Origin of the sequence: Rickettsia parkeri (genome assembly GCF_051427245.1) — a bacterium.
In the GTDB taxonomy this organism is placed as follows: domain Bacteria; phylum Pseudomonadota; class Alphaproteobacteria; order Rickettsiales; family Rickettsiaceae; genus Rickettsia; species Rickettsia rickettsii.
The window spans coordinates 1149279-1175729 of record NZ_CP195774.1 but is presented as its reverse complement, the minus strand read 5'-3'; the positions used below and the strand labels follow the sequence as shown (position 1 = coordinate 1175729).

Sequence of the window (26451 nt, the reverse complement as noted above, 5' to 3'; positions counted from 1 at the left end):
AAGCGTTTTAGTATCAAAGTTGGCACAATTTTTGAAAATAGTCAGATTTCTTTAAAGAAATGGTTTACAGCAGTTTTGCAAGTTACTACGCAAAAAAAAAGTTTATCATCGTTACAGCTTTCAAGAGATATTAATGTTACCCAAACAACTGCATGGTTTATGCTTCATAGGATTAGAGAAGTGACTAAACTAGAAAGTTTTAGTATTCCTTTAAAAAGCACTGTAGAAATAGATGAGACGTATATTGGTGGTAAAGAAAAGAACAAACATCAAAATAAAAAAACTAAAAGTACACAAGGTTGCAGCACAAAGACAAAAACCGTTGTAATCGGCATGATAGAGAGAAACGGTAACGCTAAGGCTCAAGTTATAACAAAGGTTAATTCAAAGACCATAGAAAAAATTGCAATAAATAATATTCTAATAGGGTCAACTATTTTATCTGATGAATGGGGAGCTTACAAGGTATTAGAAAAGTTATATAATCATGAATATATAAATCACGACTTAGGTAAATATATAAGAGAGTCTGTGTCCACAAACACGATAGAAAGCTTTTGGGCGTTGTTTAAGCGTGGTATAATCGGACTCTCTTATTCTATTAGAAAAAAACACATAGAGAGATATTTAAACGAGTTTGTATTTAGGTGCAACCATAAAAACTATAATGTAAGCAATATGTTTAATGCTATACTTTTAAATACAGGTAATTATTTATTTTATAAAGCCTTGGTAGGTCGGTATGAAACTCAAAGTAGTTAAAAACGGAGAATTATCTTTTAACGAGGTTTTAGCAATGATAGGTCAAGCTCCGTTAAAAATTAATTCTCCAGAGATTGCAGAAGACAAAATCCCTAAACCATTTATAAAATGGGTAGGGGAAAAAGAAGCCTTATCAAAGAGTTGTGCTTACGCTTACCTGCTAGTACAATAATCATTATGAGCCTTTAGGAGGAGCACTTTTTTTGCACTCGTTCCAAACAAAGCTATTATATCAGATATAAACTTAGATTTCATACAAGGCAGTTAAGGGTGAAGCTCGAGCATTAATTGAGCTGTTAGCTAAGCATAAAGCTAATCACTCTCAAGATTATTACTATGCTGTTAGAAAGAACGCAAATAGTGATAACCCTATTGAGATAGCAACACGTTTCATATACCTTAACAAGACTTGTTATAATGGTCTTTATAGAGTAAATAGCAAAGGAGAGTGCAACGTCCCGATGGGAGCTTATATGAATCCTAATATTCTTGATAAGGATAACATACTTGCGTGTAGTAAAGCTTTACAAAATGCTGAAATAATATATCAGGATTTCAGCAATATTTCGCCTAAGCCTAAAGATTTCGTTTATATAGACCCGCCATATCAACCTATTAATAATACTTCATTTACAAAATATACAAAGCTTGGCTTTACAGAGGCAGATCAGGTTAAGCTTTATGAAAAATGCATAGCATTAAATAAGAAAGGTGTATATTTTATTTCAAATTCAGATAGCGATTTTATATTATATCATCCAGAACGTCACCCTAATTGCCTAGTTATAGAATCTAAGTGGCAACAATCAGGAGGATCGGTTGATGAAAAATATACTTATCTTGTGCTAAACATAAAAAAACAAGGAATTTATGATACTATAATAATAATTGATGGTGATGGATATAAAAAAGAAGCCTTGAAATGTTTCAAGGATCAAGTTGGTAGTAATTTAATAGAAGTGTTTAGTATGTCTGAATTTACATCTTGGGTAAATAAAAAGAAAATATAGGTTATACAAGTATATAATTCCCTTAATTTATTTTAGTACTTGATGCATATATTATTTAATGTATATTAACTGTTAATATACAGGGTTATTTATGTTAAAGAAATTTATATTAGTATTGTTGTGTATAAGTAGTTATAAATCTCTAGGAGAATCTAATAAGACCGAGAACAATGTTTCAGCGATAGAAAGAAAAAAAGTTTCTAGTAATGATAAACAACTAAAACCTGTCTACTTAGAGCATTTTGATCTAACTTCGGATTTAAATCCTACAGAAAAAAGCCTGTTGAGTTTAGAACCTTTATCACCTAATAATAACAGTACGAAACCTATAATTGTAGATATTCAGGAGAATTTTGAAGGGCTAGATAGAGTTAAAGGGGATGATATTCACACTGCAAGACAGAGAGAACTTGTTCAAAATAGTTTGCTAGGAGATTTTTTAGGGGGTTTTATTTCTCGACCGCCACCAACAATTTTAGGAGAGAAAATTCAAGATAGGGGAAGATTATATATTCAACAGACTAAAGCTAAAAAATCACCGAAATAATGCAGTAGAGGCGATAAGTAACAGCTTATTTATCAAGCATGCAGCTAATGATATAATAAGTCGATTAGGGATGATTGATAAGGATTTTTCGGATATTCTAGAAATATCGGCTAAATGCGGTTATCTTACGAGCTTACTAACAAATGCTTATCGAAGTGCCGATATTACCGTAACAGATATGTCGCCTTTATTGCTTGATTCTTTTGAGCATAATCATAAATTATTAATCGATGATGAAGATTTAGCATTGCCAAAAGACTCTTTTGATTTAATTATTTATTCATTAGGGTTACACTGGATAAATGATGTACAACGCTTTTTATCTAATATAAGAATATTTTTAAAGTCTGACGGTATTTTTATCGGTAATTTTGTCGGAGGAAATAGCTTAAAGAATTTACGTAAATCCTTAATAGATGCCGAAATAGCAAGTGATTTTAAACACTCTCCTCATATTGCTCCTTTTATTCATTTTGATCATGTTCCGATTTTATTTTCGCAAGCAAGATTTGCCGAAGTAATTGTTGACTATGAAAATATAGAGCTAAAATTTGATAATCCTTTAGCTTTAATGAGAGAAATAAAAAATATAGGTGAGGCAAATTCACTAAATGCTAGTCATAATTATGCTATTTCTAAAAAGATGTTTTCTTTACTACAAAATTATACAAACGGCTTTGAAGATAATATTAATTTAATTAGTTTTATTGCTTCACCACATAAGAATAGTATAATATTAAAGTTGTTATAAAGGTGATGGTGGTGTATTTTAGCAGTATTACATCATTGCGAGGAAATTATGTAAGTAATTGACAAAGCAATCTCAGGATATTTGACAAGATTGCCACGCAGCCTATGGCTGCTTGCAATGACGATCCAACAATTTATTAAGGTCAAACAAATATGCAAGAATTTGATTTAGTGGTAATAGGTAGCGGTCCAGCCGGTTATACAGGCAGTATTAGGGCTGCTCAACTTGGTATGAAAGTAGCGTGTATTGAGAAAAGCGATACTCTTGGCGGCACTTGTTTAAATATAGGATGCATACCATCGAAAGTTTTACTGAATTCTTCCGAAAAATATGAAGCAGCTCTAAAACATTTTGAGAATATAGGTATTATTGCGGATGTAAAACTAGACTTACAAAAAATGCTAGCTAATAAAGATAAAGTAGTTCTTGATCTCACACAAGGTATAGAAAGTCTCTTTGCCAAAAACAAAGTTACTAGGATAAAAGGTGAAGCTAAAATTAGCTCTAGTAATATCGTTGAAGTAAATAAAGAGCAAATTAAAGCCAAAAATATCCTAATTACTACAGGTTCCAGCATCATAGAAATACCGAATATCAAAATAGACGAAGAATTTATTGTTTCATCTACTGGTGCTTTGAAACTTTCTAAAGTACCTGAGAACTTAATAGTAGTTGGCGGAGGGTATATAGGCTTAGAACTTGGTTCAGTTTGGCGTCGTTTGGGAGCTAAAGTAACGGTTATTGAGTATGCACCGAGCATTGTACCTATGCTTGATAAAGAAATTGCTACACAATTTATGAAACTACAGCAAAAACAAGGTATAGAGTTTAAACTGAATACTAAAGTGCTATCTGCTGAAGTAAAGTCAGGAAAAGTAAATCTAACAATAGAGGAGGACGGTAAGAGTTCAGTAGTAACAAGCGATGTTGTGTTGATGGCGGTAGGCAGAAAAGCCTATACGCAAAATCTAGGGCTTGAGTCTGTCGGTATTATTACGGATAAGCAAGGTAGCATTGAGATTAATGACCGGTTCCAAACAGCAATTTCAAATATTTATGCAGTCGGTGATGTGGTAAAAGGAGCTATGCTTGCTCATAAAGCCGAGGAAGAGGCTGTAGCTGCCGTAGAAATTATGGCAGGGCAGGCAGGACATGTTAACTATAACTTAATTCCAAGCGTAATATATACTTATCCTGAAGTAGCAAGCGTCGGTGAAACGGAAGAACAGCTAAAAGAAAAAGGCATTAATTATAAAGTCGGTAAGTTTCCGTTTTTAGCAAATAGTAGAGCAAGAGCAATCGGTAGTACGGAAGGTATGGTTAAGATCCTTGCCGATAGTAAAACCGATAGGGTTTTAGGAGCTCATATTATAGGAGCTGATGCAGGTACATTAATTGCCGCGCTTACGGCTTATATGGAATTCGGAGCAGCTTCAGAAGATATAGCAAGAACCTGCCACGCTCACCCAACTTTAAGCGAGGCTATAAAAGAGGCAGCACTTAGTGTAGATAAGAGGACTATTAATATGTGATATATTTCTACGTCATTGCAAGGAAAAACTGTAAGTTTTGACGAAGCAATCTCAAGCGTCCTGCTTTATGAGATTGCCACGCTCCTTGCAGTCGCGGCGTTGTTTCATGGCTTGAAAAACCAGTTTGGTGTCATACCGTGGCTTGACCACGGTATCCAGTAAAACCACTCAAAATACTAATATTATTAGTATTTTTAACTAGATCCCACGAACAAGTCGTGGGATGACAGAGATGAAGCGAGCCATACCACAAGGCCTTCAGTCGCTCGCAATGACGAATTTAAGGATATTTATGACCAAACAAGAGCTGCGTCTTTATTGCAAAGAATTTTTAATACAAAACCAAGATAAGATTAATTCCGATTTAGTCAAAAACTCTCTAATCAATAAAATTAGCCGGTTATTACAGGAGTTAAAAGTAAAGACAGTAGGACTTTACTTTCCTCTAAAATACGAAATTAACTTACTTGAAATAACAAACTTACATCCTGAAATAAGATTCTTCCTACCGAAAATCATAAAAAATGAGATAAAATATTGTTCTTATCATTATAACGATCAATTGGCTTTAGGGGCTTTTAAAACCTATGAACCTATAAATAATGATTTTTTTATTCCTGAGTTAGTTATTATCCCAGGACTTGCGTTTAGTAAGGAGGGTTATAGACTTGGATACGGCCAAGGACATTTTGACCGATATCTTAATAATAACCGAAATATATTAACCGCCGGAGTTTGTTTAAAAGAACAATTAATAGATAATTTTTTGATTGAATCTCATGATCGTAAGCTTAAATTTATGATTTCGGTATAATAACCTTAACTTTTTATTGTATAAAATATTAATTTATATTTTATTATAAAAATCAACTTAGGGTAAAATGGTTGATATAATAAAAAAATTGTCGTATTGATCGGTGTACCTTTTGCTTTTTTTGCACAAGCAGTTGGAGATTGGCTAGAAACAGGACAAATATCCGGCGATACTCAGACTGGAGATATTTGCTTTCAATTAGCATTAGTAGGAGTAGGGACACTTATCATAGCCCAGGCATTTAGTAACTTGCCTGATTATGTATACAACGAATATGTCAAAGTAGTACAAGATAGTGAGATACAAGTTACATTAGTTGGCTAATTTTTTTCTATTCATAATAGGCTACAAGTTATTTGATTTATAGCTTTTTTCTTATAAGTTATTACACAAACTTATTATTTCATCTTTATATTTTTGTTTGTGTAAATATTTGCTTTTTAAATTTAGATTTTTAAAATCCTTGTGATTCAATGGCGGGTATTTACTAAGCTTTATTAAATCTTCATCTAAAATAAAATGCTTACGAGGAATATTTATAGTTTGTGCATTCTCTTCACGATAAGCTGCAAGCATTTGAATTTTGTGATTAAAACTCTTATCATCACTTCCATATTTTATTTTTTTCCAAGCATCTTTCGGCTCAACCTTATAATTTCTAACATCTAATAAAGCACTAAGAGTAGTTTGATATTTATTAGTTAAATTATTTCTAACAATTATATTATTTATCTCTTTATATATCTTATACAAATACTCCACGTCTAACATTGCATAATTTAACATATCACTAGTAATAGGGCGTTTTAGCCAGTTAGATTTTTGGTGGGTTTTATCGATAGTAATACCGATTAGCTTATAGCAAAGGTCATCATAGCTTAGCTGTTTACCGAATCCGCAAATATTTGCTGCAATTTGTATATCAAAAACATTAGCAGGTAGTGTTTTAAATAAATTATAGAAAATCTCTAAATCTTCACGAGGAGCATGAAATATTTTAGTAATATTATTATCTGCAAGCAGCTTATTAAAAATATTCAGATCTAAATTGCTTAATGCATCAATTATTCCGCAATATTCTTCTGCTTTAACTTGAATTATACTAAGCTGAGCATAATAAGTATAGCGACGCTCAAATTCCGTATCTATGCTTAAGCATGCCTTATTTGCTAACCGGTTACAAAATTCTTCTAATGTTTTTTGATTATCGATAATTTGCATAGAAGCTATTTATAAAGCTCCGATAATTTTTAAGAAAAGATTAGTATGAGATAACGACAGAACCACTTCAAGACCGATTAAAATAATAATAATCCACTCAAGTTTGGTGGAATGTTTATAATTAAGATCGTTTGAAAGAATGTTTAAAAGTTCGTGAATCATATTAAGACGATGATTCATTATATTTTGCCGTATTTCTATGTCTTGAAACTCTGCTGTCATGAGATATAGAGGCTCATAACTCGGACGACGCCAAAAAAATTCTGGAGTATCGAATATATCGCTATGCAAACTGATTGAATAACGCTCGTTAAATAATATACCTATTTGCTGTAATATCTCCTTTTTAGAAAGCGATACGCTACCGGTTCTAGCTAGTTCCTGTTGTATAGGGGTTGTCTGAACAATCAAGTTACTAACAGATTGCTCAAGAACGCTAAGTTTAACCGATTGTGCAAGAGCATGGGAAATAGAAAGTTTAACAAAAACTGATTTATCTGCTAAGATTATTTTATTTTTTTCTTCATCAATAAATGTTTTCTTGACTTCCGTATTATATTCAAAATAAATATAATCGGATACCGGCTCTTTAAGCTTATTTACTGGTACTAAATCAGTATCGCTTAAAACTATTTTTTCTTGAATTTCATCGCCGCCCCAAATAGTTACACAACCAAACGGAAAGAAAAATATCTCTATAAAATCAGAATCTTTATTTATCTCTTTCCGAATATATAAAACATCATCAAAATGTTGAGGTTCAAGACCAATCTTTTTTAAATTAGTAACTAGATCACTCATCTTATATTCGGAAGAAGTACAGTAAGATGAACATCTCATGATTATTACGTTTAATTTATATAAATTTAGAGTATAGTAGTTAGGAACCTATAAAGTCAATAATATTATAATTATGTATGAAATATTAAGTAATAGAGACGTTATCAAAATAATAGGTTTCGATTCCGTAAAGTTCCTACAAAATCTCATTACTAACGATATTTGTAAGAGTATAGTCAATTCAGTTGAATTCGGATACAAGGAGCGAGGAGCGAAGCCTATAATAATAGGCGAGACGACGAGTAACGCAGTAGGCGAGTCCAAATCAATTGACTATAATTATTGCTATACTTATTTGCTTAATAATCAAGGAAGATATTTATTTGATTTTTTCGTGTATGTTCATAACCCTGAGGAAATTTACCTTGATATTGATAAAAGTAATAAAGCTGCTTTGATAGAGTATTTAAACTTCTATAAATTTCGCTCAAAAATACAAGTAATAGATTGTAGTAACGAATATAAAGTTATCTACTCACTTCAAAAATTAGATATAGACTCGCTAATTACGGTTCGTGATCCTCGTTATGCTAAGCTTGGTTTCCGCTCAATAAATAAGCTCGATGTCATACCGCTGTGCGGTATCCAGACAATAATTAAAAAAGACTGGACCCCGTGGTCAAGCCACAGGGTGACAGAGGGGGAACCGCCCTCCTCAACAACATCTCCCTGCGAAAACGGGAATCCAATATACCTAGAAGATAAATATAATTTTGCAATAATAGATGGTGTGGAAGATTTAATCACAGATAAATCTATTCCAAATATGTATGGTGCTGAGGAGTTAAATGCAATTAGTTTTGATAAAGGTTGTTATGTCGGGCAGGAAGTGATTTCAAGGGCTAAATATCAAGGAGTTATAAGAAGAAAGATATATAAAATTACAGCAGATGAAGATTTATCTTCATTAGTTAAAGATGAAGAAATACTCGCAGATAACAATAAAATCGGCGTAATATGCTCAAGTTATCACAATAAAGCAATTGCCTTAATCAGAGAAGAAAAATATCTTGCCGATAAAGAAGCTGATGTTACCGTTAAAGGGATTAAAATCAACTTATCTCTCGCACCTTGGTATTAAATAATAGTTAATTTTTTAATAATTACTTGACATTTATCAAGTTTTCATGTATTATTATAATTATAAATAGATACAAGATACAAACCATATTTCATGGTATTTTTATAAAAAATTAATATAAATTGGAGACTTTTATGTATACACCTTTTCAATTATTAACTTCAGGAAACATACAATTAATACCGGCTATATTAAACAGAACTAATGTTAACAACAAACTTAATATTTTTGAAGCTCTTTGTAGTTTAATACCTCAACAATAAGATCAGAATGTTAAAAATATTTTAGAAAATATTGCTGTACAGATATTAAACAAAATGATCCTCATCCCTGACAATAATTGGGATAAGAAAGATACAAACGGTAATACTATACTTGAATGGGGTATTTGGAGTAATAGCTCCAATGTTATTGATGTATTTCATCATAACCCTGCACTTATGGCAAAATTTGTTTCAACTGAGAAAGCACAAATTCATAATTTTTTCTGTGTTGCTATGGAGTCGCATATTTCTGATGATTTCCGTAAGACACAAATTGAAAAATTTACACAATTAGGTTTAGATATTAATGATCTTGGTCAAGATAATCATATTGCTTTATATTCTACAATAAATATCAGCTTATTACTAATAATCCGAGTAATCAAAATATAAATTTATTAGCTACCGGTACTTTACAAATACAAAATACAATATCTAAAATGTCTGATAACGGTCATAAATATTTAGCTCAAGCAGGTTTTAAAACTTTAATAATGAATGTAAAGGAATTAGTAGAAAAAACATTAGGAAATTGTAACCTTGAAAATTCTACCGGCGGTAATAATATGATTGCTACGTTTGGTAATATAATATGGTCTATTAAACAAGATATTGCAAAAGCATCCGGTCAAGAAAAAACATTGTTAATCAACAATTTTAAAGAACTGAAATCTTTAGCTGAGCCTATAATAGAAAAAATAGTAAAACAGCAAGGATTTAATCCTAACATTATGGATCAATTGAATTCTAATGCAATAGCATGGTTCGGTGAATTTGGAGCCGAATTTTTAGAAAAATGCATAAAAATACGCATACAAAACCTGATGTAAATTTCTATGATAAGAGTGGTAAAACACCACTTGATTGGTATAGCGATTATAACGCTACTAAAATCGTAGAAACTTTAATAAAAAATGGCGGTAATGTATCTTCAGTGTACTTAAGATGCAGCTACTCCTAGCCATAGATTATTTTTAAACAATTCAAAAGTATAATGCTAGCAACTCAAAACTGCCAACTCTAAAAGCATTATTAAATAAAGAAAACAAGCCACCGTTTGATCCAAGTATCAAGATGGTAGGTAATAAACACTGCAGCAGATGTATGAGAAGAGAAAAAAACAGCTATAGTTGATGACAATGATTGTCATAATGCACTTGATGAGTACACAACTTGGTATAATAACGATTATACTGTAGCATCATTAGGTTAGGGCAGTAGAAGTTTAATCTTTATGAATAAAAATGAGTCTTGTATGTCATTCCTAGCTAAAAGCGGCCTTATTGCATGGCTCGTTTATGTCATGCCCGTAGAAGCAGGAATTTCAGCATAAAGCGAGCTTTAAAAAAATCTTTTAAAAAGTTTTGAAGTACTGGATTCCCGCCTACGCGGGAATGACATCGAGTCTTATGACACCCATGTGTATTCGTAGGAATGACATACTTTTTTAACTCCACAAAAATATTGTTTGTTTCTTTTTTTATCTTTATTATTATTTGCATAGAAAATCCCTATAACTTAACTCTATGCCAAATATAGATCTCCTTATTTTTACTAGCTTTTTAGCGATTAATTTGCTAGTTGGACTTCTAAATATCACAAATATAAAAAATATTTGCGAATATGCGATAGGAACAAGGAATTTTTCTACAGGTACAATAGTCGCAACTCTTATTGCTACTTGGATCGGTACTAGTACTTTTTTAATCGATAATTCAAGAATGTATACGGACGGATTATTGTACTTATTACCTAGTATATTCGGTAGCGTTGTTAGTTGGTTATTAATTAGTGACTTTATAGCTCCTCGTTTTGAGAATTTTTTGGGTAGCTTATCGGCAGCAGAAATAATAGGGGAGGCGTATGGTAACAAAGTTCGTATTCTTACGTCGATAGTTAGTATATTAATGTCTATAGGTAGGATTGCCATGCAATTCCACGTAGCAAGTTTAATATTACAGCTATTCTTTAACATTTCAAATTTTTACATAGATTTATGTATTGCCACTGTAATAATAAGCTATTCTGCTTTTGGCGGTGTAAAATCGGTTACTTTTACCGAAGCCGTACAGTTTGTTACTTATAGTGCAATTATTCCAGTAATAGGAATTGTCGTATGGAATGTTTTTAGCGATCCGCATATATTTATAGACTCAAATGTACAAACTCGTCTTACTGATTTACAAGGATTGTTTCACTATACTAGTCCTAAATTTTGGATTTCTTTAAATATTTTTATATATTTTGTGATTCCGTCACTTGGTCCTTCAATTTTTCAAAGAATATTGATGGCAGAAGACACAAGGCAAATATCACGAACATTTTTTATTTCGGCAGTTATTTGTCTTTTTTTATCCGTTTTATTCATTTGGATTGCAATATTATTATTGTCTCAAGATCCGGTAGTTAACACCAATGAATTGTTTTTACGGATCATTAAAAGTTATATAGGATTTAAGGGGTTAATAGTCGGCGTTATTATGGCAATGATAATCGCAAGTACACACTCTTATATTAGCGTTGCATGGTTTTAAAACTTTAGTAGATGATAAGATTTTTTCAGGTGATGCATTGCCTTTTTTCGCTACTTCTAAAGAGGAAAGGTTGAGAATGTTTAAAGAAGCTATGGAAAATGAACAGGTTAAAATAATTTGGGTTTTTCGTGGCGGATATGGATGCAGTGAATTTGTAGAAGATTGTTTTAATATAGAGCAAAAAGGGGATAAAGTCCTGATAGGCTATAGCGATATTACCGTTTTGCATTTATTACTAAATAACCATTATAATATCCCAACTATTCACGTTTCAGTGTTAACTTCGTTACTACCGCCTACTAATCAGGATATTATGCCTATAATAAATGTTCTTATTATACCTATAAAGAAAATTAGTGAGGAAAATATAACAGGTACAATAACAGGCGGGAATTTAACGGTTTTAACTAAATTGATTAGTACTGGTTTGCAAATTCATTCTCATTCCTATGCTTCTTTATTTCATTCCCGCAGAAGCGGGAATCCAGAAAAAATAATACTGGATCCCCGTTTTCACGGGGATGACAATAAAATTCTATTGCTTGAAGACGTTAATGAAAAAGCCTATGCCGTACATCGTAATCTAGTTCAATTAAAAAATACGGTATATTTGAATGCATAAAGGCAATAATCTTTGGTGATTTTACTAAAGGGGATGAGTTTGTAGAACAAGCTATAAAAAGTTTTTGTTTAAATCATATTCAAAATATTGGAACTTATAAAGCAGCAGGCATAGGGCATGGAGAAGTAAATCATCCAGTTATTATGAATCATGAAGTAATTATAAACAGTAATGTTTTAAGTTTTACTAGCCCTTTTGAAATAATAGAAAACAAATGACAAATTCTATCAGAATAGGTACAAGAAAAAGTCCACTTGCTTTAATACACACTAATTTAGTTATTCAGCAAATCAAACAATTTTTTCCTGATATCAATTGTGAAATAGTGCCGATTATTACTAGCGGGGATTTAATCCAAAATAAACCATTATACGATATAGGCGGTAAAGCTTTATTTTTAAAGGAAATAGAGCAAGCCTTGCTTGATAAAAAAATTGACTTAGCTGTTCATTCTTTAAAAGATGTACCGGGTAGAATACCTGAACCGCTAGTAATAGCTGCTGTTTTGGAGCGTGAAGACCCCAGAGATGTTTTTGTTTGTCTAAAATATAAATCTATAGAAGAGCTGCCGCAAAATGCCGTAATAGGTAGCTCGGCAGTACGAAGAAAAGCATTTATCCAAAAAATAAGACCGGATTTAAAGGTAACGGTTTTTAGAGGGAATGTTGATTCAAGAATAAAAAAGCTAATGACCGGCGAAGTTGACGCAACAATTTTAGCATATACAGGTCTTAAAAGGTTAGAGGTGTTTAATCCGGAGTATTGCCATTTGATAGAGTATTCACAGATGTTACCGTGTATAGGGCAGGGAGTCATTGCAGTTGAGATTAGAAAAGATGATAATGCTATGCTTGAGATATGCAACCAAATTAATCATCTTCCCACTTTTGAACTCATAAAACCCGAAAGAGCATTTTTAGAGTATCTAGATGCTAATTGCCGCACCCCGATTGCTGCTTATTCACAATATCTAGATGCAAATCCTAGACATCTTTCCAAACTCGCTTATAGGGAGGTATTTGAAGGAAACACAGAAGCACTTGCCACCGCAGCGTACAAAAGCAATCGCACAGATGCGAGTACCGGATTGACGTACAAATTACCCCTAGAAGTAGAGTTTGGGAAGGTGTCTAATATACAAACCAATTTTATGCTCGGTAACCTTGACGGCAGTAAAATAACTTTCCATACCGAAACTACCAATATAAAAACTTCAACAGAAGCAGGCATAAAAGCCGCTAAAATGATGTTGGAAGCTATCTGTAAATAAATTTTAATCGATAATTTAATTCTTTTTTGCTGCAAATTATAAGATTTTTTTGAGATATGAATAACACCCTATCAAAAATCTTATCAATTTTTGCTAAAAAAGCTCTTTACTTGATAACCTCTTAAATCAACTAGATAAATAGCTATTTAGGGAATATACTCCTAAAATATCTAAATTTGCAAGATATTATCATGACAATACAAAGATTTTTAGACTTAGAATTACCAAAAGGACAGTCCTGTTTTTTGTGGGGAGCACGTAAAACTGGTAAGTCAACATATCTGAAACAACGTTTTCCGGATATATATAGATTTATTACAAGCTGATATCTATAAAGTTTCAAAATCCTGAACGTTTAAGAGAAGAGTTTAAGTCAAAAGACGGCATCTCAACTATTATTATTGATGAGGTGCAAAAAATTCCCTTACTGTTAGATAAGGTTCATTATTTAATAGAATCTAATAAATCTTTACAATTGATCCTTTGCTGCTCCAGTACTAGGCGCTTAAAATCAACAGGTAGCAATTTACTTGGCAGAAGAGTTTGGAGATATATGTTTTTGCTGCTCTATGATATTCTGAGATAAAAGAGCTTGATTGGCATAAAATTTTTAATCATGGACTAATACCTGATCATTATATTGCATCAAAAAAGATTCATAAATATCTTGCGTCCTATTTATATGACTATATTTTACCTGAAGTACAGTTTGTGAAGCAAATTTAAGAAAACGCGAAGCACTTGCAAGGTTTCTAGAGATTATAGGCATTTCAAACGATGAGATGATAAATTATAGTAATATAGCAAGAGATTGCGGTGTTGATGCAAAAACCGTTAGAACATATCTTGAAATATTAGAAGATATGTATTTAGGATATCATCTTTATCCGTATAGATCACTTAGCAAAAGGCAAATTATTACGGAAATGCCTAAATTTTACCTTTTCGATACCGTACTTAGCAAATTACCTAAGGAAATATGAATATCAGGAAATAAAAGGGTTTGATGCTGGTAAATCTTTTGAGCATTATGTATTCTTAGAATTAATAGCTTATAAATATTTAAACAACAAAAGAGATGAATTATTTTATTGGCGTACTAAAGAAGGATATGAGGTTGATTTTATATTTCAAAATAATGATGCATTTGAAGTTAAAATTGCTTCTTCTATACAAAAAAATCATTTAGAAGGTCTATTAGAATTTAGTAAAGATAGTGATTTTAAATTACATATATGGACATTTAGTATAGAGCTAAGTATTATTAAATAAAATTAATATTGGGTAGCATAACGTAAGCTTTTATGAAGCTCAAAAAGCTTTTCTAGATATCAAAAGGATAATCCTTCAAGATGTAGACCATAGTGTTACAGAAAAAAGATATTTTTGTTTAGGTAAAGTTGATGGTAATATTTAACAGTCAGTTTTATGTTCCGAGGTAATCATATAAGAATTTTTGGAGCAGGATACTGGCGTAAAGGTAAGAGAATTTATGAGCAAGAGATAAAATACACTGATGGGGAAATAGGGGAAGTAAAAATAGTAAAAGATTTCTTACCACATCCTAGAGAACTGTTATTAAAAGATGATTCAGTAAAAGTAACCATTTCTTTAAGTAAAGAGAGCGTAGAATTTTTTAAATCAGAAGCAGCAACTGCACATGTGCCTTATCAAAAAATGATTAGGATTTTACTAGATAAATATACTAAGCACTATAAGCAAATAAAAGGGTATAATACTATAAACTAAGTTGGCGGATAGGGTGGGATTCGAACCCACGGTACGGTTGCCCGTACGCCAGTTTTCAAGACTAGTGCCTTAAACCACTCGGCCACCTATCCAAGAAGATTCATACCAAATAATCTTATATATTTCAAGGGAAATCTTGCAATATATGAATCTAAATTACAAATCCGAATTGTTCTTTCACTTCATTAACCGTTTCAGAAGCTCTAATTCTTGCTTTTTCTGCTCCTTTGTGCAGTATTTTTAATAAATATTCTTTATCATTCATTAATTCTAAATATTTATCACGTATCGGTTGTAGATTTGTAATAATAATTTCTGCCAAATCTTCTTTAAATTTTGCGAAACCTTGGTTTTGATAATTACCGATTATTTTTTCCAAGCTTTCTTCGGATAAACTGCTATAAATATCTAATAAATTACTAATTTCCGGTCTTGTTTCTTGATCATAGCTAACAAAACTTAAATGATCGGTTTTGGCTTTTTTTATTTTTTGATGAATAAGATCGTTATCGTCTTTTAAATTGATACGGGAAAAATCCGAAATATCAGATTTACTCATTTTCTTTAATCCATCCCGTAAGCTCATGATTCTTGTGCCTGTTTCACTAATTAACACTTCAGGAACTTTTAGAATTTCTTTGTTAAATTTTCTATTTATTACCCCTGCAATATCTCTTGTTAGCTCTAAATGCTGTTTCTGATCCTCACCTACAGGCACTATATCGGCTTTATATATTAAGATATCCGCTGCCATAAGTACCGGATAGGAAAATAACCCAAGACAAGCCTTTTCTTGATCGCTACCTGCTTTATCTTTAAATTGCGTCATGCGCTTTAACCATCCAAGCGGTGTAACGCAATTTAGTAGCCAAGCAAGTTCAGTATGCTCTTTCACCATACTTTGGGCAAAAATCGTTACTTTGTCGGGGTTAAGCCCTGCTGCTAAATAAACAGCAAGCACCTCCATAATTGAATTGTTAAGTTCTGATGGCTTAATATCAACCGTGATAGCATGCAAATCTGCTAAGAAGAAAAAACAGTTATATTCTTCCTGCATTTTAACCCAGTTTTTAATTGCACCAAGATAGTTACCGAGATGTAAAGAACCGGTTGCTTGCACACCGGAAAGAACAGTTTTTTTCATTTAATACCTTTTTATTTTACTCATTGTAAAATTATGTTATAAATACCATTTTAATTAATATAATTATCTTAATAATTATGCTGTGGCGTTTAAGAATTTTATCATTTTACGGATTATTATCGTTATTTACATTTATTTTTTTTCTTATATGTTACATACCAGTAACATTTTTCAATGTCAACTATCACATAAGATATAGAATTGCCATTATCTTTTCTTATGCTTTTGTGTGGCTTGCAAAAATTTGTTGCGGTTTAAAATATGAAGTAGAGGGGCTTGAGAAATTACCGAAGACTATTGCAATCGTCGTGTCTAATCACCAATCCTTTTGGGATCAAATGTTTATGCAACTGATTATTCCTAAACATTCTTGGGTATTAAAGCGTGAATTATTTAATATACCCCTGCTTGGTTGGGGACTTCGGATGGTTAAACCTATTGCGGTTGACCGTGGTACTAATAGCTCGGTTGCTCAGATTTTAAGAGAAGGTCAGGAAAAAATAAAAGAAGGATTATGGTTAATAATATTTCCGGAATCAACTAAAGTTCCGCCTGATAGAACGGTAAAATTTAAACCAAGTGCCGTAAAGCTTGCTTCAATTACTAAAGTTCCAATTGTGATGATAGCTCATAATGCCGGTTTATTTTGGCCTAGAGGTTTTTGGTTTAAGCAACCTGGAACTATAAAGATAAAGATTATAGGTGTAATAGAAAAAGAAGAAATAGAGCAAACAGACGTACGTATACTTAATGACAAGGTTGAGCAAATTATTAACAGTGAAAAGCAAAAATTATTAAATTAATATTAGGTTTTAAAAATAATTAGTATTATCATAAAATTACAACTTAGTTTTTATGGAGGTATTTATGGTAAGGACAACAGCGTTAAAATTAATTGCGGTTATCGATAGTAAGCAAATGATGCTTTACGACGCTCAAGGAGTTAAAATTACTACTAATACACCTTTAAAATTATCTTTGGATTTAGAGGAGCATCACCACCATAGAGAAAAAAGACAAAGCCTTTACCAAAATAAATCTACACCGGCTTCGTTGTTTGAGCCGCATACTTCGCTAAAAGATATAGCACATAAAGAAGCAGCAAGGAGCGTTATTAAACATTTAGAGAAAGTAACTACTGCTGATCAAGCTAAATATAAGGAATTGATTATTGTAGCAGAACCGCAAATGCTTGGATGTGTTAGACAAGAACTTAAAAACGGTCTAAAAAAGATGATTACTAAAGAAATTGCTAAGGATTTAGTGCAACATAGCGTAGATGCAGTGGAGCGAGCAGTATTTTCTTAGATAATCTTTATATGTCATTCCCGCGAAACCGGGAATCCAGTAAAACCTATACAAAACTTGTTTTTTTAGGTTTATTTTGTCAATAATCTGTAATTTTTATACTAGTATTAAGGTGATCCTTTCTAGACTCCCACTTTCGCGGGAATGACATAGAAGTCGTACAACAAGGTTTTTAGTCGTTTGTAATGATGATACAAATTAGGTGCCTAACTTATTAAATATTTCTTTAGGAATCTTAATATGTGGTTTGAAAGGCAAACCGCCGCTATTTATACATTGAGTTAGAAAAATATCCTCATGGCTTCTGACATAGTCATTCCCATTTGCTTAAATATTTCTGCTGCTTCAAGTTTTATATCTGCTGAAACGCGTAATCTAATATCTACTGTATTCATAATATAGCTCCATTCAGTTATCATTATCCGCTATAGTCAAATGATTTGAATTCACTTACATCGTCTCGCGTCGCTCTCCGATTATCTATAGGCTGCGCTTCTCGCTCTTTGTAATTACATCCAACTGATTTGACTACATTTTAGTATATATGGCGGCATGCGTCAATACACTCATATTTTAATTCAGAATAGTTGCACTAATAAGAAAAAGTGGTAAAATATCATATCGAACAAATTAAATATTATGAATAATTATGCCACAAATTTATTTTAACGGTCCGGAAGGACGAATTGAAGGAAGATATGCAAAAGCTACCGCGCCTAACGCCCCTATTGCATTAGTTCTTCATCCTCATCCTTTATATGAGGGTAATATGAATAATAAAGTAGTTTATAATGCCTATAAGATTTTAGCAGATAACGGTTATACCGTCTTACGTATTAATTTTAGAGGAGTAGGGGGATCACAAGGTAAATTTGATAACGGAGTCGGTGAAGTGGTTGATGCGGGGGCAGCTCTCGACTGGTTACAGCAGAATAACCCAAATGCTCAGTCTAATCTGATATTAGGATTTTCTTTCGGAGCATGGATAGCTATGCAACTTGTAATGCGACGTCCGGAAATAAATCATTTTATTGCTATTTCACCGCCGGTTAATACAATTCATAAATATGACTTCTCATTCCTCTCACCTTGTCCTATTCCAGGGTTTATATTACAGGGAGATAATGATAGTATAGTATCGGCAGATGATGTAAAAGACCTAGCAAATAGATTATCTAAGCAACAATCCCATATTAAAGTTGATTATAAAATTATCAATGGAGCTGACCATTTCTTTCGTTATAAAACTGAAGAATTTTCTAAAGCAATAAATGCTTATTTAATAACAATTCAATCTAATTATCATCACCATAATAATAATGTAAATGAAGAAATTAGTAAGCACCCAAAGAAATTATTTTTATATTAGTTTTTGTTGTGTGGTTCGGCTTATCCGTCATTGTGAGCAGGCGTTGTTGCAGGTACCCAAGTCGTCATGGCAAGGAAATTGCGTAGCAATTGACGAAGCAATCCAGTAAAAATTCTGATTTACAGAATTTTTTTATCACCACGCAGCCTACGGCTGCTTGCAATGACGACTCGGTATCCACGCAACAATACCTAGTGGGAATAACATAAAAGAATCCATATCACAACGTCTACAATTCTAAATAAGCTTCTATTGCTAAAATTAATATTTCATCTTTTTTAGCATCTAACTCTTGAGTTAATTCTTCATAAATTTGCCTATCTGATAGAGAAGTAAATTTTTTAAATAGCTGCACTAATTTTAAAGAAGGGATAATACGAAAAGCATCTTTTAATATTTTGATCTTTTTATTAGCATTAAGCTTATTATTTAAATTAAAGTAAAATTCTAGTAATTCGTCGTTATAAAAATTTAAATCTACAGCCGTTGCCAAATAATCTATAGCATTAGCCGTATTATTACTTTCTACTTCTTGCTTCGCTGCTAATAAATAATACTCAGCAATTTCCGGCATAGACTCATGTTTATGAAATTTTGCGAGCTTATTCGTTATAAAAATAAATTTTGTCCATAGAGAAAGTCTAGCATAACAACGCATTAAAGTAATTAAATTGTCAATATCAAGTTCATTGAAATTATAAGCCTTTGTTGCGTAATTTTCTGCTTGCTCATAAAAAGATTTACCATAATAAAGTTTTGCTAGATTTTTGCTACCGTAAAAAACAAATTCTTTAGATGTAATAAGTTTTTGAAAATAGGAAATTTTTCTATCTACATCCTCTTCAGTTACGGCTAAGATTAAATTATGGAATTCTTGTGAATCTTTTAGATCTTCAGAAGATAAATTTTTGCGAGCAATAGAAGCAGATTTAGCTTTATTATTCATAATATATTCGGCAAAAGCTAAAATTAAAGCATATCTATCATGATTAATTTTTCGTTTACTAAAAATATTATGTATTTTAGATGGTAAATCGATAATTAATATTAGAAATCTAATGACAATAAAACAAGAAATTAGTAATAAAAGGCCTAAAATAAGACTAAAGAACAAGGTAGTCTCTATATTATAATCATATAAACTAATAAAAACTTTTGAATCAAACCTCTCTATAAAAGTAAACCCGAAATAAAGCAGTAAAAAAGTAGCACATATTAATAATAACCTAAACATCTTTATTTACAAACTCCTGCATAAATTTTTCTGAATAAAGACAATCGATTAGATAGTTTAAGTTCTCTAAAATTAGAGGTTTATCTTGCTCTTTTATCATCATAGCAGAAGGTTTTTTTTCAATTTTGATAAACTTCTCCAGCCACTTATGGTTGGTAGGAAAAATTACTTCCGTACTACTTGATTTAGAAAAAAGATAATTATTATATGCTTCTAAGTTATTTAAAATATTCCTTATATCTTGAGGCAGCAGGCGGGATTTTACTATTCTTAGTTCTTTACTATAATCCTTATCTTGCATGAAATTATATACTAATAGATTTACATTTAATAAGTAATTAATATAGTCAAGTGATACCCATACGCCTACCTCATCACTCGTCGCTCTCCTATTAGTTATAGGCTTCTTCGCTCCTTGTGCCTTGTATCCGAATGAAGCTGAATTGACTACAGTTTCTAATTTTGGTTCTACTAAATTAGTCGGTGCTTCAGGAAACTTTAAAGAACTTACGTAATTTAAAAGCGACTTGGTAGATAATAGAGGAGCTGCTTCCTTTTCTTCCAGGGTAGTATTTTCTTTATTTTCTACTGCTTGATCAGGAATTTGGCTTAAATCCTTATTTTCACTTTTAAAAAGTTTTAAAATATCGGATCTATTATGATAAAGAGTAAAAGAAGATAAGACAAATATTACTATTGCTATAAAAAAGATGTTTTTGCTTTTAAATAAACTATCGAATTTGTGCATTTTCAGATAATAACTTGATTATATCGTTAAGGTTTTGATCATCACAATAAACCACATTTTTTATAAAAGGTCTAACTATATTTGCAACTTTCAAACTTATGGCTACAACTAAACTATCTTGTAAGTACTCTAGTAAATTATTTTGCAGTAATAATTTTACTAAAGTCCTAGCACTATTTTGAGAATAAAGTAATATAAAATCAATATTATTTGTAAATTCTTTTATAATAGATACGGGCAGCTCATTCAAATATTCTACATTATAAATGATATGTCTAGTTATTTTGCTAGGTAAATCTTGAGTAATTTCATTTGAAGATAAATATATAGTCTGCTCATATAAATCAGGAGGAAAATGCTTAATCAAATCTTCCACGTTTTTAGCAGTATACATTACTTTCTTGCCTAATAATCGTTTTGACTTACTACCTACTACCCAAATATCTTGTTTTAAGTTATGACCGGTTAAGATACTTGCTGCATATTTACTAGTTATTATTATATTTGAGTAATTATCTAAAATATCGATATTAAAATCTAAAGTTTTATATTTAATTAAAGGACAATGAATATCACGTAAATCTAAATTATATTTACTTATTTCCTTTATAGTTTCATTATTTTCTTCAATATGTCTAGTTAATAAAACCGATTTCATACAATATTTGTACTCCAATATAAAAAGCAACTGCCCAAATAATAATAGCAGCTATTTTATTAATTATAGTTAAAATCGTACTACTTTTATTTAGCTTTCTAATATTATAACCTGCAACTGCTAAAGAAAAAAACCATATCCAAGATATAAGTATGCAAGTTAAGGTAAATATAATTTTTGCAATACCGCTATACTTTAAAGCACTAATACCTATTACTATAATCGTATCCATAATTGCATGCGGATTTAATATTGACACCGATATAGCAAATAAAATTTGTTTTTGAGCTGAAAAAGCCCCGGAATTCATTGTAAGATCAATAGGCGGCTGATTCCAAGTATTATATCCCATATAAATTAAGAAAATAAATCCAACAATAAATATAGATAATTTTAACCAAGAAATTTCAAGAATTAACAAAGATATCCCAAGAACTGCCATACATATAAGCATAGTATCACATATTGAGGCTGCAATTATGCTAGGTAAAGCCTTGCTAAACTTTGGCTGTGTTGCTCCTTGATTGAATATAAAAATATTCTGTACTCCGAGCGGCACTATTAAACCGAGAGCTAAAACGATGCCATGTAAAAAAGCACTTAATATATCATTATTCATTTAAATAGCCATTTTATATACTAGAGCTATGCTCCAAATTGTTACTGCTCCCATTTTATTAATTATATTTAATATACTCATTATATATGGGTTTAATATAGATAATATTGATATCACAATATAGAAACTAAACTTTGTTTCCACATAGAAATAGGCTAAGGTTCTATTGTTAAATTAAAATATGATTGATTCCAAGTATTATATTCCATACAGATTAGAAAAATAAATCCAATTATGAAAAAAGGTATTGCTATATACCAAATCATAAAAATAAAGAAGAAATCATGATTGAAAACGATTATATGTATAAGTATATTATAACATATCGAAGTAACAATTACACTAGGTAGAGCTTTTTTGAAGCTACGATATTTTGCACTTTGATTTAATATAAAAATACTTGGTATAATGGAAGAAATAGCAAAATACGGTATTAAAAATATTATACTTAATATATATCATTCATTATTGTAATTTAGTTTTTATTTTTAATAATATTAATAAAGACGGAATAGTTATAATAGTAGTAAATAAAAAGAAATTTTGCCAACCGAAATTTACTACCATATAGCCTGAAATTATAGGAAAAATTGAGCGCGAAATCCCCATCATCGATGAAAGAAAAGAATATTGAGTAGCTCGAAATTTACCTTGACAGAGTGCAGAAATAAAAGCGATATAAGCAGTCATTGTCATACCGCCGGTAATACTTGCTATTCCTATCGTAATAAATAATAATAAAGAATTTTTACCGTTTATTTCAAGAAAAATAAATAAAATATGTCCTAAAGCATGAATAATACCAAATAAAAATATACTATTTAATATATTTTTATGTTTCATAATAACCCCGCCGACAAGTCCACCGATTATAGCTCCTACAACTCCACAAAACTTTCCAACGCTTGCTATTTCAAAAGCATCATACTCAAGATGAAGCAAAAACGGATTAATCATAACATTAATTAAGTTATCCGGTAACCTATATAATACTAGGAAAATTAATATAAGAATAATGAAATAAACAGAACCTATAGGTTTTAACGCATTATATATAAAATTTATTATGTTTTTTTTATTTTGATTATTTTTTATATCATTCTTGATTATCTGTATATGTATGTTCTCGTTTAAATAACAATACTTAATTCCTACAATCAATAAAATTAAATAAATAAATACTAAACCGGCAAAGATTTTATATATTTCATTAAATGTTAAATAAATAGATAAATAAATAGCTCCAGAACCGGCTAAAAGCATACCGACCCGATAACCGAATATGTATATTCCTGAAGTAAACCCAAGCGATTCTTTAGGTACTATTTCCGTTCTTAAAGCACTTAATATAGTATCTTGTGCAGCACTAAAAAAAGAAATAATTAAAGCCGTGAAAGCAAATAATAATAGATTAGTACTAGGATCTAGAAAACTGAAAATATATATAAGAAATATCAATGCACTACTAGTTAAGCAAATCCAAGATAATCTATGACCGAATATTTTGTTTAAATATTTAATTTGCACTGCATCAAAAATCGGTGCTAACAAGAAATTAATAGAGTAGGGAAGCGTTATGAATGATAATATACCGATTGTTTGCAGTGCTATATCTTCTTTAGCAAGCCAATAATTTAAAGTATTACCGGTAATCATTAGATTAAAACCGCTAATAAGCCCAAACAACCAAATAATACATAAACGAGAGTTATTTAACATGAATTTATAGACTCCTTGCTCTTTTTGAAGTTGATCGAGTATATATGCCTTTAGCTCTAAGTTCCTATAAGCTTAATATGCAAAAATGTGAGTCTTCTGTTTATTTGTGGCATGTAATGTAATCATGTTATTTTAATTTCTCAATATCTTTCTTATCTAATTTTGTTATTGTCATAATAGTTTCTAAAGAAAGCCCTTCTTTTTTCATTTCTTTAGCCATAGTAATTTTCTCTTTTTTTCTACCTTCTTCAATACCTGCTTGTTTCCAGCTATGAGCTAAGCTATTCATAAGGTTTCCTCCTAATGCAGGGTTTAAATGCGATTTAAGCATTTTTTCTATTTCTATTTTATCATTTTCCCTAATCTGATTCAAGGTGTAGAGGACAAAATTAGCTCTATATAATCTATACCGATATTAACTTTAATAAATTCTGGTAAAAGATCAGCTACTTCTTGCCATCTCTTTAATAAATCTCGTTTGTGGATATGTTTTAAAAAAAACTGCAAGATTCCAGACCAAGCTTTTTCTTTTAATTTTTCATCAGAAATATTTTGAACATGAATTAACTGATAATCATTAATCTATATGTATTTTTTACAAGTTCACTGTTTTCAAATAACTCCCATAGATTAGTCATAAAGTGACAAAAGAATATAAGAGAAATATAGCTCATTCTTATAAAAATAGCGGGGTAGTATTTTTAAACTTAAAAAATATGCAAAAAAAGTAAGATAAAACTTTACAAAAGTCAAAATGTGATTTTTCTTTTCCTAACCAAGATTTATTAAATCTTATCGATGAGATGGAACTGTTTTACATATTTTGAGACTCAAAGCCCTTATTTTTCTTATTTCATTTTACACTATGCAGGACCTAAGCCATGGACTACCGATAAGCAGGAATTATGGAAGACAAATCAGTACAAATTAGATAAGATCACAAAGTATTACTGGCGATATAAAGAAATAACACCTTGGAGTAGTATAAATTAATTATTTTAATTGACTTTAGCACTTAAGAGATTTAAAAGTTAACTTTAATATGTAAGGTTACAATAAAAATGTTACCGCCTAAAATTTTCTTTGAAAAAGTTAAAGAAATAATGTGGCCTATAGAAAGGAAAGAATTAAAGCTATTTATACCTATGGCTTTAATGATGTTATGTATCCTTTTTAATTTTGGGGCTTTAAGATCTATCAAAGATAGTTTAGTAGTACCCTCTATGGGGGCTGAAATTATTAGCTTCTTAAAATTATGGTTAGTATTACCCTCGTGCGTAATTTTTACCGTACTTTATGTTAAACTTAGTAATAACTTAAATTTTGAATATATTTTCTACATTATAGTCGGCAGTTTTTTACTATTTTTCTTATTATTTGCCTATATTATTTATCCAAATCAAGATATTTATCATCCTAATGATGAAATGATAAATAAATTAATTGCTTCATACCCTAATTTTAAATGGTTTATTAAAATAGGTAGTCAATGGAGTTATGCACTGATGTATATTTTCGCGGAATTATGGAGTGCAGTAGTCATAAACTTAATGTTTTGGCAGTTTGCCAATCACATTTTTGATACTTCTAAAGCTAAAAGATTCTATCCTGTTCTTGGAATGGTCGGTAATATCGGTCTTATAATAGCAGGCAGCGTACTTGTCTTTTTCTCAAGCGGGCAGGACGTCATTGATTCAGAATTATTACCGGATTCTTTTAATTCATCTGCCGGAAATGCTATAATGCTTCAGCCAATCATGTCAATTATTGTTACTGCAGGAATAATTGCTATGCTTCTATTTAGAATAATAAATAGATTTATTTTAACAGATTCCATAAATGTTTTAGATGAAAAAAAAGTTACAGCTAAAATGAAAACAAAACTTTCGGTAATTGAAAGTATCAAATTAGTAATTCACTCAAAATATATAGGTCGTATTGCCTTATTAATAATCTGTTATGGATTATTAATAAATATAGTTGAAGGACCTTGGAAAGCAAAAATAAAAGAATTACATCCAAACACTATAGACTATGTTAACTTTATGGGCAGGTTTAATATTTGGATGGGGATATCATGCGTTACTTTCATGATAATAGGCAGTAATATTCTTAGAAGACTCGGTTGGCTCATTTCGGCATTATTAACTCCTATTATGTTGTCTATTACCGGCTTGATGTTTTTTATCTTTATAATTTTTATTGAAGAAATAGGAGAATGTTTCGGTGATTTTAATCTGCTATATGCAGCGATTATTGTTGGAGCAATTCAGAACATACTGAGTAAATCGTCCAAATATTCATTATTCGATTCAACAAAAGAAATGGCGTATATTCCTTTATCTTTAGAGCTTAGAACTAAGGGAAAAGCTGCCGTAGAGGTAATAGGTACTAAATTCGGTAAATCGCTTGGAGCATTTATACAGTCTTTGATATTTATTATTATTCCGACTGCTACCTTTGATTCTATTATAATATATTTATTAGTAACTTTTATAGTTATGATGAGTTTATGGATTTGGAACGTTATAAAATTGAATAAGGAATATGTAGAGCTGTGTAAGTAAACGTCATTGCAAGCGGGCATTGTTGCGTGGATACCACCCAGTCATTGGGAGCAGTCGTAGACTGCGTGGCAATCTCATGAAATAATAAC

The 26451-nt window shown here is 31.0% G+C and carries 31 protein-coding genes, 1 tRNA gene and 3 pseudogenes; 23 read left to right on the top strand and 12 right to left on the bottom strand.

What is annotated here, in order from left to right; all coding sequences use genetic code 11:
* Positions 1-12: 12 nt before the first annotated feature.
* The 9 genes and pseudogenes from ACSFFC_RS06685 to ACSFFC_RS06645 all read left to right on the top strand — a co-directional run bounded on the left by ACSFFC_RS06685 (position 13) and on the right by ACSFFC_RS06645 (position 5740).
* Entirely contained in the window at positions 13-762 is a 750-nt protein-coding gene (locus tag ACSFFC_RS06685; RefSeq protein WP_331270845.1) for an IS1595 family transposase, read from the top strand.
* Entirely contained in the window at positions 743-934 is a 192-nt protein-coding gene (locus tag ACSFFC_RS06680) for a hypothetical protein (protein WP_014410799.1), read from the top strand. The genes ACSFFC_RS06685 and ACSFFC_RS06680 overlap by 20 nt, the downstream gene beginning before the upstream one ends.
* Before the next feature lie 76 nt (positions 935-1010).
* Positions 1011-1772: a Dam family site-specific DNA-(adenine-N6)-methyltransferase gene (locus ACSFFC_RS06675; protein ID WP_081497783.1), complete on the top strand. Its 762-nt coding sequence runs from the start codon at positions 1011-1013 to the stop codon at positions 1770-1772.
* Positions 1773-1863: 91 nt separating this feature from the next.
* On the top strand, positions 1864-2319 hold the full coding sequence (locus tag ACSFFC_RS06670; RefSeq protein ID WP_014410797.1) for a hypothetical protein: 456 nt from the start codon (positions 1864-1866) through the stop codon (positions 2317-2319).
* A 31-nt stretch (positions 2320-2350) separates the two neighbouring features.
* Complete coding sequence (locus ACSFFC_RS06665) at positions 2351-3070, top strand: methyltransferase domain-containing protein (RefSeq protein WP_269208372.1); 720 nt, start codon at positions 2351-2353, stop codon at positions 3068-3070.
* Positions 3071-3222: 152 nt separating this feature from the next.
* Complete coding sequence (gene lpdA, locus ACSFFC_RS06660; protein WP_012719796.1) at positions 3223-4602, top strand: dihydrolipoyl dehydrogenase; 1380 nt, start codon at positions 3223-3225, stop codon at positions 4600-4602.
* Between the two features lie 96 nt (positions 4603-4698).
* Positions 4699-4798: pseudogene (locus tag ACSFFC_RS06655) on the top strand (permease); the annotation flags it as partial.
* 96 nt (positions 4799-4894) lie between these two features.
* A complete protein-coding gene (locus ACSFFC_RS06650; RefSeq protein ID WP_014410795.1) occupies positions 4895-5416 on the top strand; it encodes a 5-formyltetrahydrofolate cyclo-ligase in 522 nt (173 codons plus the stop codon).
* A 96-nt stretch (positions 5417-5512) separates the two neighbouring features.
* Entirely contained in the window at positions 5513-5740 is a 228-nt protein-coding gene (locus ACSFFC_RS06645; protein WP_004998256.1) for a hypothetical protein, read from the top strand.
* 51 nt (positions 5741-5791) lie between these two features.
* On the opposite strand, the gene ACSFFC_RS06640 is transcribed toward ACSFFC_RS06645, so the two are convergent.
* Positions 5792-6637, bottom strand: a complete 846-nt coding sequence (locus tag ACSFFC_RS06640; RefSeq protein WP_004998258.1) for a ribonuclease D — start codon at positions 6635-6637, stop codon at positions 5792-5794.
* Between the two features lie 9 nt (positions 6638-6646).
* The gene (locus tag ACSFFC_RS06635; RefSeq protein WP_014410794.1) at positions 6647-7438 is read right to left on the bottom strand and encodes an RMD1 family protein; all 792 of its coding nucleotides are present in this window, start codon (positions 7436-7438) and stop codon (positions 6647-6649) included.
* 112 nt (positions 7439-7550) lie between these two features.
* Here ACSFFC_RS06635 and ygfZ point away from each other — a divergent pair, with 112 nt between their 5' ends.
* The 10 genes and pseudogenes from ygfZ (at position 7551) to ACSFFC_RS06585 (ending at position 14996) form a co-directional block, all read left to right on the top strand.
* Positions 7551-8558: a CAF17-like 4Fe-4S cluster assembly/insertion protein YgfZ gene (gene ygfZ / locus ACSFFC_RS06630; RefSeq protein ID WP_014410793.1), complete on the top strand. Its 1008-nt coding sequence runs from the start codon at positions 7551-7553 to the stop codon at positions 8556-8558.
* A 317-nt stretch (positions 8559-8875) separates the two neighbouring features.
* On the top strand, positions 8876-9214 hold the full coding sequence (locus ACSFFC_RS06625) for a hypothetical protein (protein WP_014410792.1): 339 nt from the start codon (positions 8876-8878) through the stop codon (positions 9212-9214).
* Between the two features lie 47 nt (positions 9215-9261).
* Positions 9262-9651 carry a hypothetical protein gene (locus ACSFFC_RS06620; protein ID WP_041472219.1) on the top strand — a complete coding sequence of 130 codons (390 nt, stop codon included), beginning with the start codon at positions 9262-9264 and terminating at the stop codon, positions 9649-9651.
* 696 nt (positions 9652-10347) lie between these two features.
* Positions 10348-11346: pseudogene (locus ACSFFC_RS06615) on the top strand (sodium:solute symporter family protein); the annotation flags it as partial.
* A pseudogene (locus ACSFFC_RS06610) lies at positions 11333-12195 on the top strand (LD-carboxypeptidase). The pseudogenes ACSFFC_RS06615 and ACSFFC_RS06610, both read left to right, overlap by 14 nt.
* Positions 12192-13247, top strand: a complete 1056-nt coding sequence (gene hemC / locus ACSFFC_RS06605; RefSeq protein WP_014410788.1) for a hydroxymethylbilane synthase — start codon at positions 12192-12194, stop codon at positions 13245-13247. The pseudogene ACSFFC_RS06610 and the gene hemC overlap by 4 nt, the downstream one beginning before the upstream one ends.
* 310 nt (positions 13248-13557) lie before the next feature.
* Positions 13558-13833, top strand: a complete 276-nt coding sequence (locus ACSFFC_RS06600; RefSeq protein WP_081497781.1) for an AAA family ATPase — start codon at positions 13558-13560, stop codon at positions 13831-13833.
* Between the two features lie 181 nt (positions 13834-14014).
* Positions 14015-14230: a DUF4143 domain-containing protein gene (locus ACSFFC_RS06595; RefSeq protein WP_410003124.1), complete on the top strand. Its 216-nt coding sequence runs from the start codon at positions 14015-14017 to the stop codon at positions 14228-14230.
* The gene (locus ACSFFC_RS06590; RefSeq protein WP_410526328.1) at positions 14127-14519 is read left to right on the top strand and encodes a DUF4143 domain-containing protein; all 393 of its coding nucleotides are present in this window, start codon (positions 14127-14129) and stop codon (positions 14517-14519) included. The genes ACSFFC_RS06595 and ACSFFC_RS06590 overlap by 104 nt, the downstream gene beginning before the upstream one ends.
* 156 nt (positions 14520-14675) lie before the next feature.
* Positions 14676-14996 (top strand): hypothetical protein, encoded by a 321-nt coding sequence (locus tag ACSFFC_RS06585; RefSeq protein WP_014410785.1) that lies wholly within the window; start codon positions 14676-14678, stop codon positions 14994-14996.
* A 2-nt stretch (positions 14997-14998) separates the two neighbouring features.
* Here ACSFFC_RS06585 and ACSFFC_RS06580 read toward each other — a convergent pair.
* Positions 14999-15088 (bottom strand) — tRNA-Ser (locus ACSFFC_RS06580).
* A 59-nt stretch (positions 15089-15147) separates the two neighbouring features.
* Positions 15148-16140 (bottom strand): tryptophan--tRNA ligase, encoded by a 993-nt coding sequence (gene trpS / locus ACSFFC_RS06575; protein WP_014120857.1) that lies wholly within the window; start codon positions 16138-16140, stop codon positions 15148-15150.
* Positions 16141-16217: 77 nt separating this feature from the next.
* On the opposite strand from trpS, the gene ACSFFC_RS06570 reads away from it, so the two are divergent.
* Together ACSFFC_RS06570 and ACSFFC_RS06565 are read left to right on the top strand one after the other, a co-directional pair.
* Positions 16218-16943: a lysophospholipid acyltransferase family protein gene (locus ACSFFC_RS06570; protein ID WP_010977331.1), complete on the top strand. Its 726-nt coding sequence runs from the start codon at positions 16218-16220 to the stop codon at positions 16941-16943.
* Between the two features lie 64 nt (positions 16944-17007).
* Positions 17008-17448 (top strand): host attachment protein, encoded by a 441-nt coding sequence (locus tag ACSFFC_RS06565; protein ID WP_004998294.1) that lies wholly within the window; start codon positions 17008-17010, stop codon positions 17446-17448.
* A 281-nt stretch (positions 17449-17729) separates the two neighbouring features.
* Here ACSFFC_RS06565 and ACSFFC_RS06560 read toward each other — a convergent pair whose 3' ends face one another.
* Positions 17730-17843 carry a type II toxin-antitoxin system RelB/DinJ family antitoxin gene (locus ACSFFC_RS06560; RefSeq protein ID WP_014273549.1) on the bottom strand — a complete coding sequence of 38 codons (114 nt, stop codon included), beginning with the start codon at positions 17841-17843 and terminating at the stop codon, positions 17730-17732.
* 254 nt (positions 17844-18097) lie between these two features.
* Between ACSFFC_RS06560 and ACSFFC_RS06555 the strand changes: the two genes are divergently transcribed.
* Positions 18098-18817, top strand: coding sequence for an alpha/beta hydrolase (locus tag ACSFFC_RS06555; RefSeq protein ID WP_012736801.1), 720 nt, complete (start codon positions 18098-18100; stop codon positions 18815-18817).
* 229 nt (positions 18818-19046) lie between these two features.
* Here the strand turns inward: ACSFFC_RS06555 and ACSFFC_RS06550 are convergent, their stop codons facing one another.
* The 7 genes from ACSFFC_RS06550 to ACSFFC_RS06520 all read right to left on the bottom strand — a co-directional run bounded on the left by ACSFFC_RS06550 (position 19047) and on the right by ACSFFC_RS06520 (position 24344).
* Complete coding sequence (locus ACSFFC_RS06550) at positions 19047-20051, bottom strand: tetratricopeptide repeat protein (protein WP_014410783.1); 1005 nt, start codon at positions 20049-20051, stop codon at positions 19047-19049.
* Complete coding sequence (locus ACSFFC_RS06545; RefSeq protein ID WP_014410782.1) at positions 20044-20799, bottom strand: palindromic element RPE2 domain-containing protein; 756 nt, start codon at positions 20797-20799, stop codon at positions 20044-20046. Before ACSFFC_RS06545 ends, ACSFFC_RS06550 begins: the two co-directional genes overlap by 8 nt.
* A complete protein-coding gene (locus ACSFFC_RS06540) occupies positions 20783-21457 on the bottom strand; it encodes a uroporphyrinogen-III synthase (protein ID WP_014410781.1) in 675 nt (224 codons plus the stop codon). The genes ACSFFC_RS06545 and ACSFFC_RS06540 overlap by 17 nt, the downstream gene beginning before the upstream one ends.
* Complete coding sequence (locus ACSFFC_RS06535; RefSeq protein WP_010977336.1) at positions 21435-22076, bottom strand: LysE/ArgO family amino acid transporter; 642 nt, start codon at positions 22074-22076, stop codon at positions 21435-21437. The genes ACSFFC_RS06540 and ACSFFC_RS06535 overlap by 23 nt, the downstream gene beginning before the upstream one ends.
* Positions 22077-22541: 465 nt before the next feature.
* The gene (locus ACSFFC_RS06530; RefSeq protein WP_014273545.1) at positions 22542-23795 is read right to left on the bottom strand and encodes an AmpG family muropeptide MFS transporter; all 1254 of its coding nucleotides are present in this window, start codon (positions 23793-23795) and stop codon (positions 22542-22544) included.
* A 127-nt stretch (positions 23796-23922) separates the two neighbouring features.
* Positions 23923-24168, bottom strand: a complete 246-nt coding sequence (locus ACSFFC_RS06525; RefSeq protein WP_014410780.1) for an RpnC/YadD family protein — start codon at positions 24166-24168, stop codon at positions 23923-23925.
* A complete protein-coding gene (locus tag ACSFFC_RS06520; protein ID WP_231283001.1) occupies positions 24165-24344 on the bottom strand; it encodes a hypothetical protein in 180 nt (59 codons plus the stop codon). Before ACSFFC_RS06520 ends, ACSFFC_RS06525 begins: the two co-directional genes overlap by 4 nt.
* Positions 24345-24856: 512 nt before the next feature.
* Between ACSFFC_RS06520 and tlc3 the strand changes: the two genes are divergently transcribed.
* Positions 24857-26362, top strand: coding sequence for a nucleotide exchange transporter Tlc3 (gene tlc3, locus ACSFFC_RS06515; protein WP_014410778.1), 1506 nt, complete (start codon positions 24857-24859; stop codon positions 26360-26362).
* The last annotated feature ends 89 nt before the right edge of the window (positions 26363-26451 follow it).

Bases quoted from the DNA above. Each gene is read 5' to 3' on its own strand.
- ACSFFC_RS06680 (WP_014410799.1), top strand. From the start codon at position 743: ATGAAACTCAAAGTAGTTAAAAACGGAGAATTATCTTTTAACGAGGTT.
- ACSFFC_RS06670 (WP_014410797.1), top strand. From the start codon at position 1,864: ATGTTAAAGAAATTTATATTAGTATTGTTGTGTATAAGTAGTTATAAA.
- lpdA (WP_012719796.1), top strand. From the start codon at position 3,223: ATGCAAGAATTTGATTTAGTGGTAATAGGTAGCGGTCCAGCCGGTTAT.
- ACSFFC_RS06650 (WP_014410795.1), top strand. From the start codon at position 4,895: ATGACCAAACAAGAGCTGCGTCTTTATTGCAAAGAATTTTTAATACAA.
- ACSFFC_RS06640 (WP_004998258.1), bottom strand. From the start codon at position 6,637: ATGCAAATTATCGATAATCAAAAAACATTAGAAGAATTTTGTAACCGG.
- ACSFFC_RS06635 (WP_014410794.1), bottom strand. From the start codon at position 7,438: ATGAGTGATCTAGTTACTAATTTAAAAAAGATTGGTCTTGAACCTCAA.
- ygfZ (WP_014410793.1), top strand. From the start codon at position 7,551: ATGTATGAAATATTAAGTAATAGAGACGTTATCAAAATAATAGGTTTC.
- ACSFFC_RS06625 (WP_014410792.1), top strand. From the start codon at position 8,876: ATGATCCTCATCCCTGACAATAATTGGGATAAGAAAGATACAAACGGT.
- ACSFFC_RS06620 (WP_041472219.1), top strand. From the start codon at position 9,262: ATGTCTGATAACGGTCATAAATATTTAGCTCAAGCAGGTTTTAAAACT.
- hemC (WP_014410788.1), top strand. From the start codon at position 12,192: ATGACAAATTCTATCAGAATAGGTACAAGAAAAAGTCCACTTGCTTTA.
- ACSFFC_RS06585 (WP_014410785.1), top strand. From the start codon at position 14,676: ATGTTCCGAGGTAATCATATAAGAATTTTTGGAGCAGGATACTGGCGT.
- trpS (WP_014120857.1), bottom strand. From the start codon at position 16,140: ATGAAAAAAACTGTTCTTTCCGGTGTGCAAGCAACCGGTTCTTTACAT.
- ACSFFC_RS06570 (WP_010977331.1), top strand. From the start codon at position 16,218: ATGCTGTGGCGTTTAAGAATTTTATCATTTTACGGATTATTATCGTTA.
- ACSFFC_RS06565 (WP_004998294.1), top strand. From the start codon at position 17,008: ATGGTAAGGACAACAGCGTTAAAATTAATTGCGGTTATCGATAGTAAG.
- ACSFFC_RS06560 (WP_014273549.1), bottom strand. From the start codon at position 17,843: ATGAATACAGTAGATATTAGATTACGCGTTTCAGCAGATATAAAACTT.
- ACSFFC_RS06555 (WP_012736801.1), top strand. From the start codon at position 18,098: ATGCCACAAATTTATTTTAACGGTCCGGAAGGACGAATTGAAGGAAGA.
- ACSFFC_RS06550 (WP_014410783.1), bottom strand. From the start codon at position 20,051: ATGTTTAGGTTATTATTAATATGTGCTACTTTTTTACTGCTTTATTTC.
- ACSFFC_RS06545 (WP_014410782.1), bottom strand. From the start codon at position 20,799: ATGCACAAATTCGATAGTTTATTTAAAAGCAAAAACATCTTTTTTATA.
- ACSFFC_RS06540 (WP_014410781.1), bottom strand. From the start codon at position 21,457: ATGAAATCGGTTTTATTAACTAGACATATTGAAGAAAATAATGAAACT.
- ACSFFC_RS06535 (WP_010977336.1), bottom strand. From the start codon at position 22,076: ATGAATAATGATATATTAAGTGCTTTTTTACATGGCATCGTTTTAGCT.
- ACSFFC_RS06530 (WP_014273545.1), bottom strand. From the start codon at position 23,795: ATGTTAAATAACTCTCGTTTATGTATTATTTGGTTGTTTGGGCTTATT.
- tlc3 (WP_014410778.1), top strand. From the start codon at position 24,857: ATGTTACCGCCTAAAATTTTCTTTGAAAAAGTTAAAGAAATAATGTGG.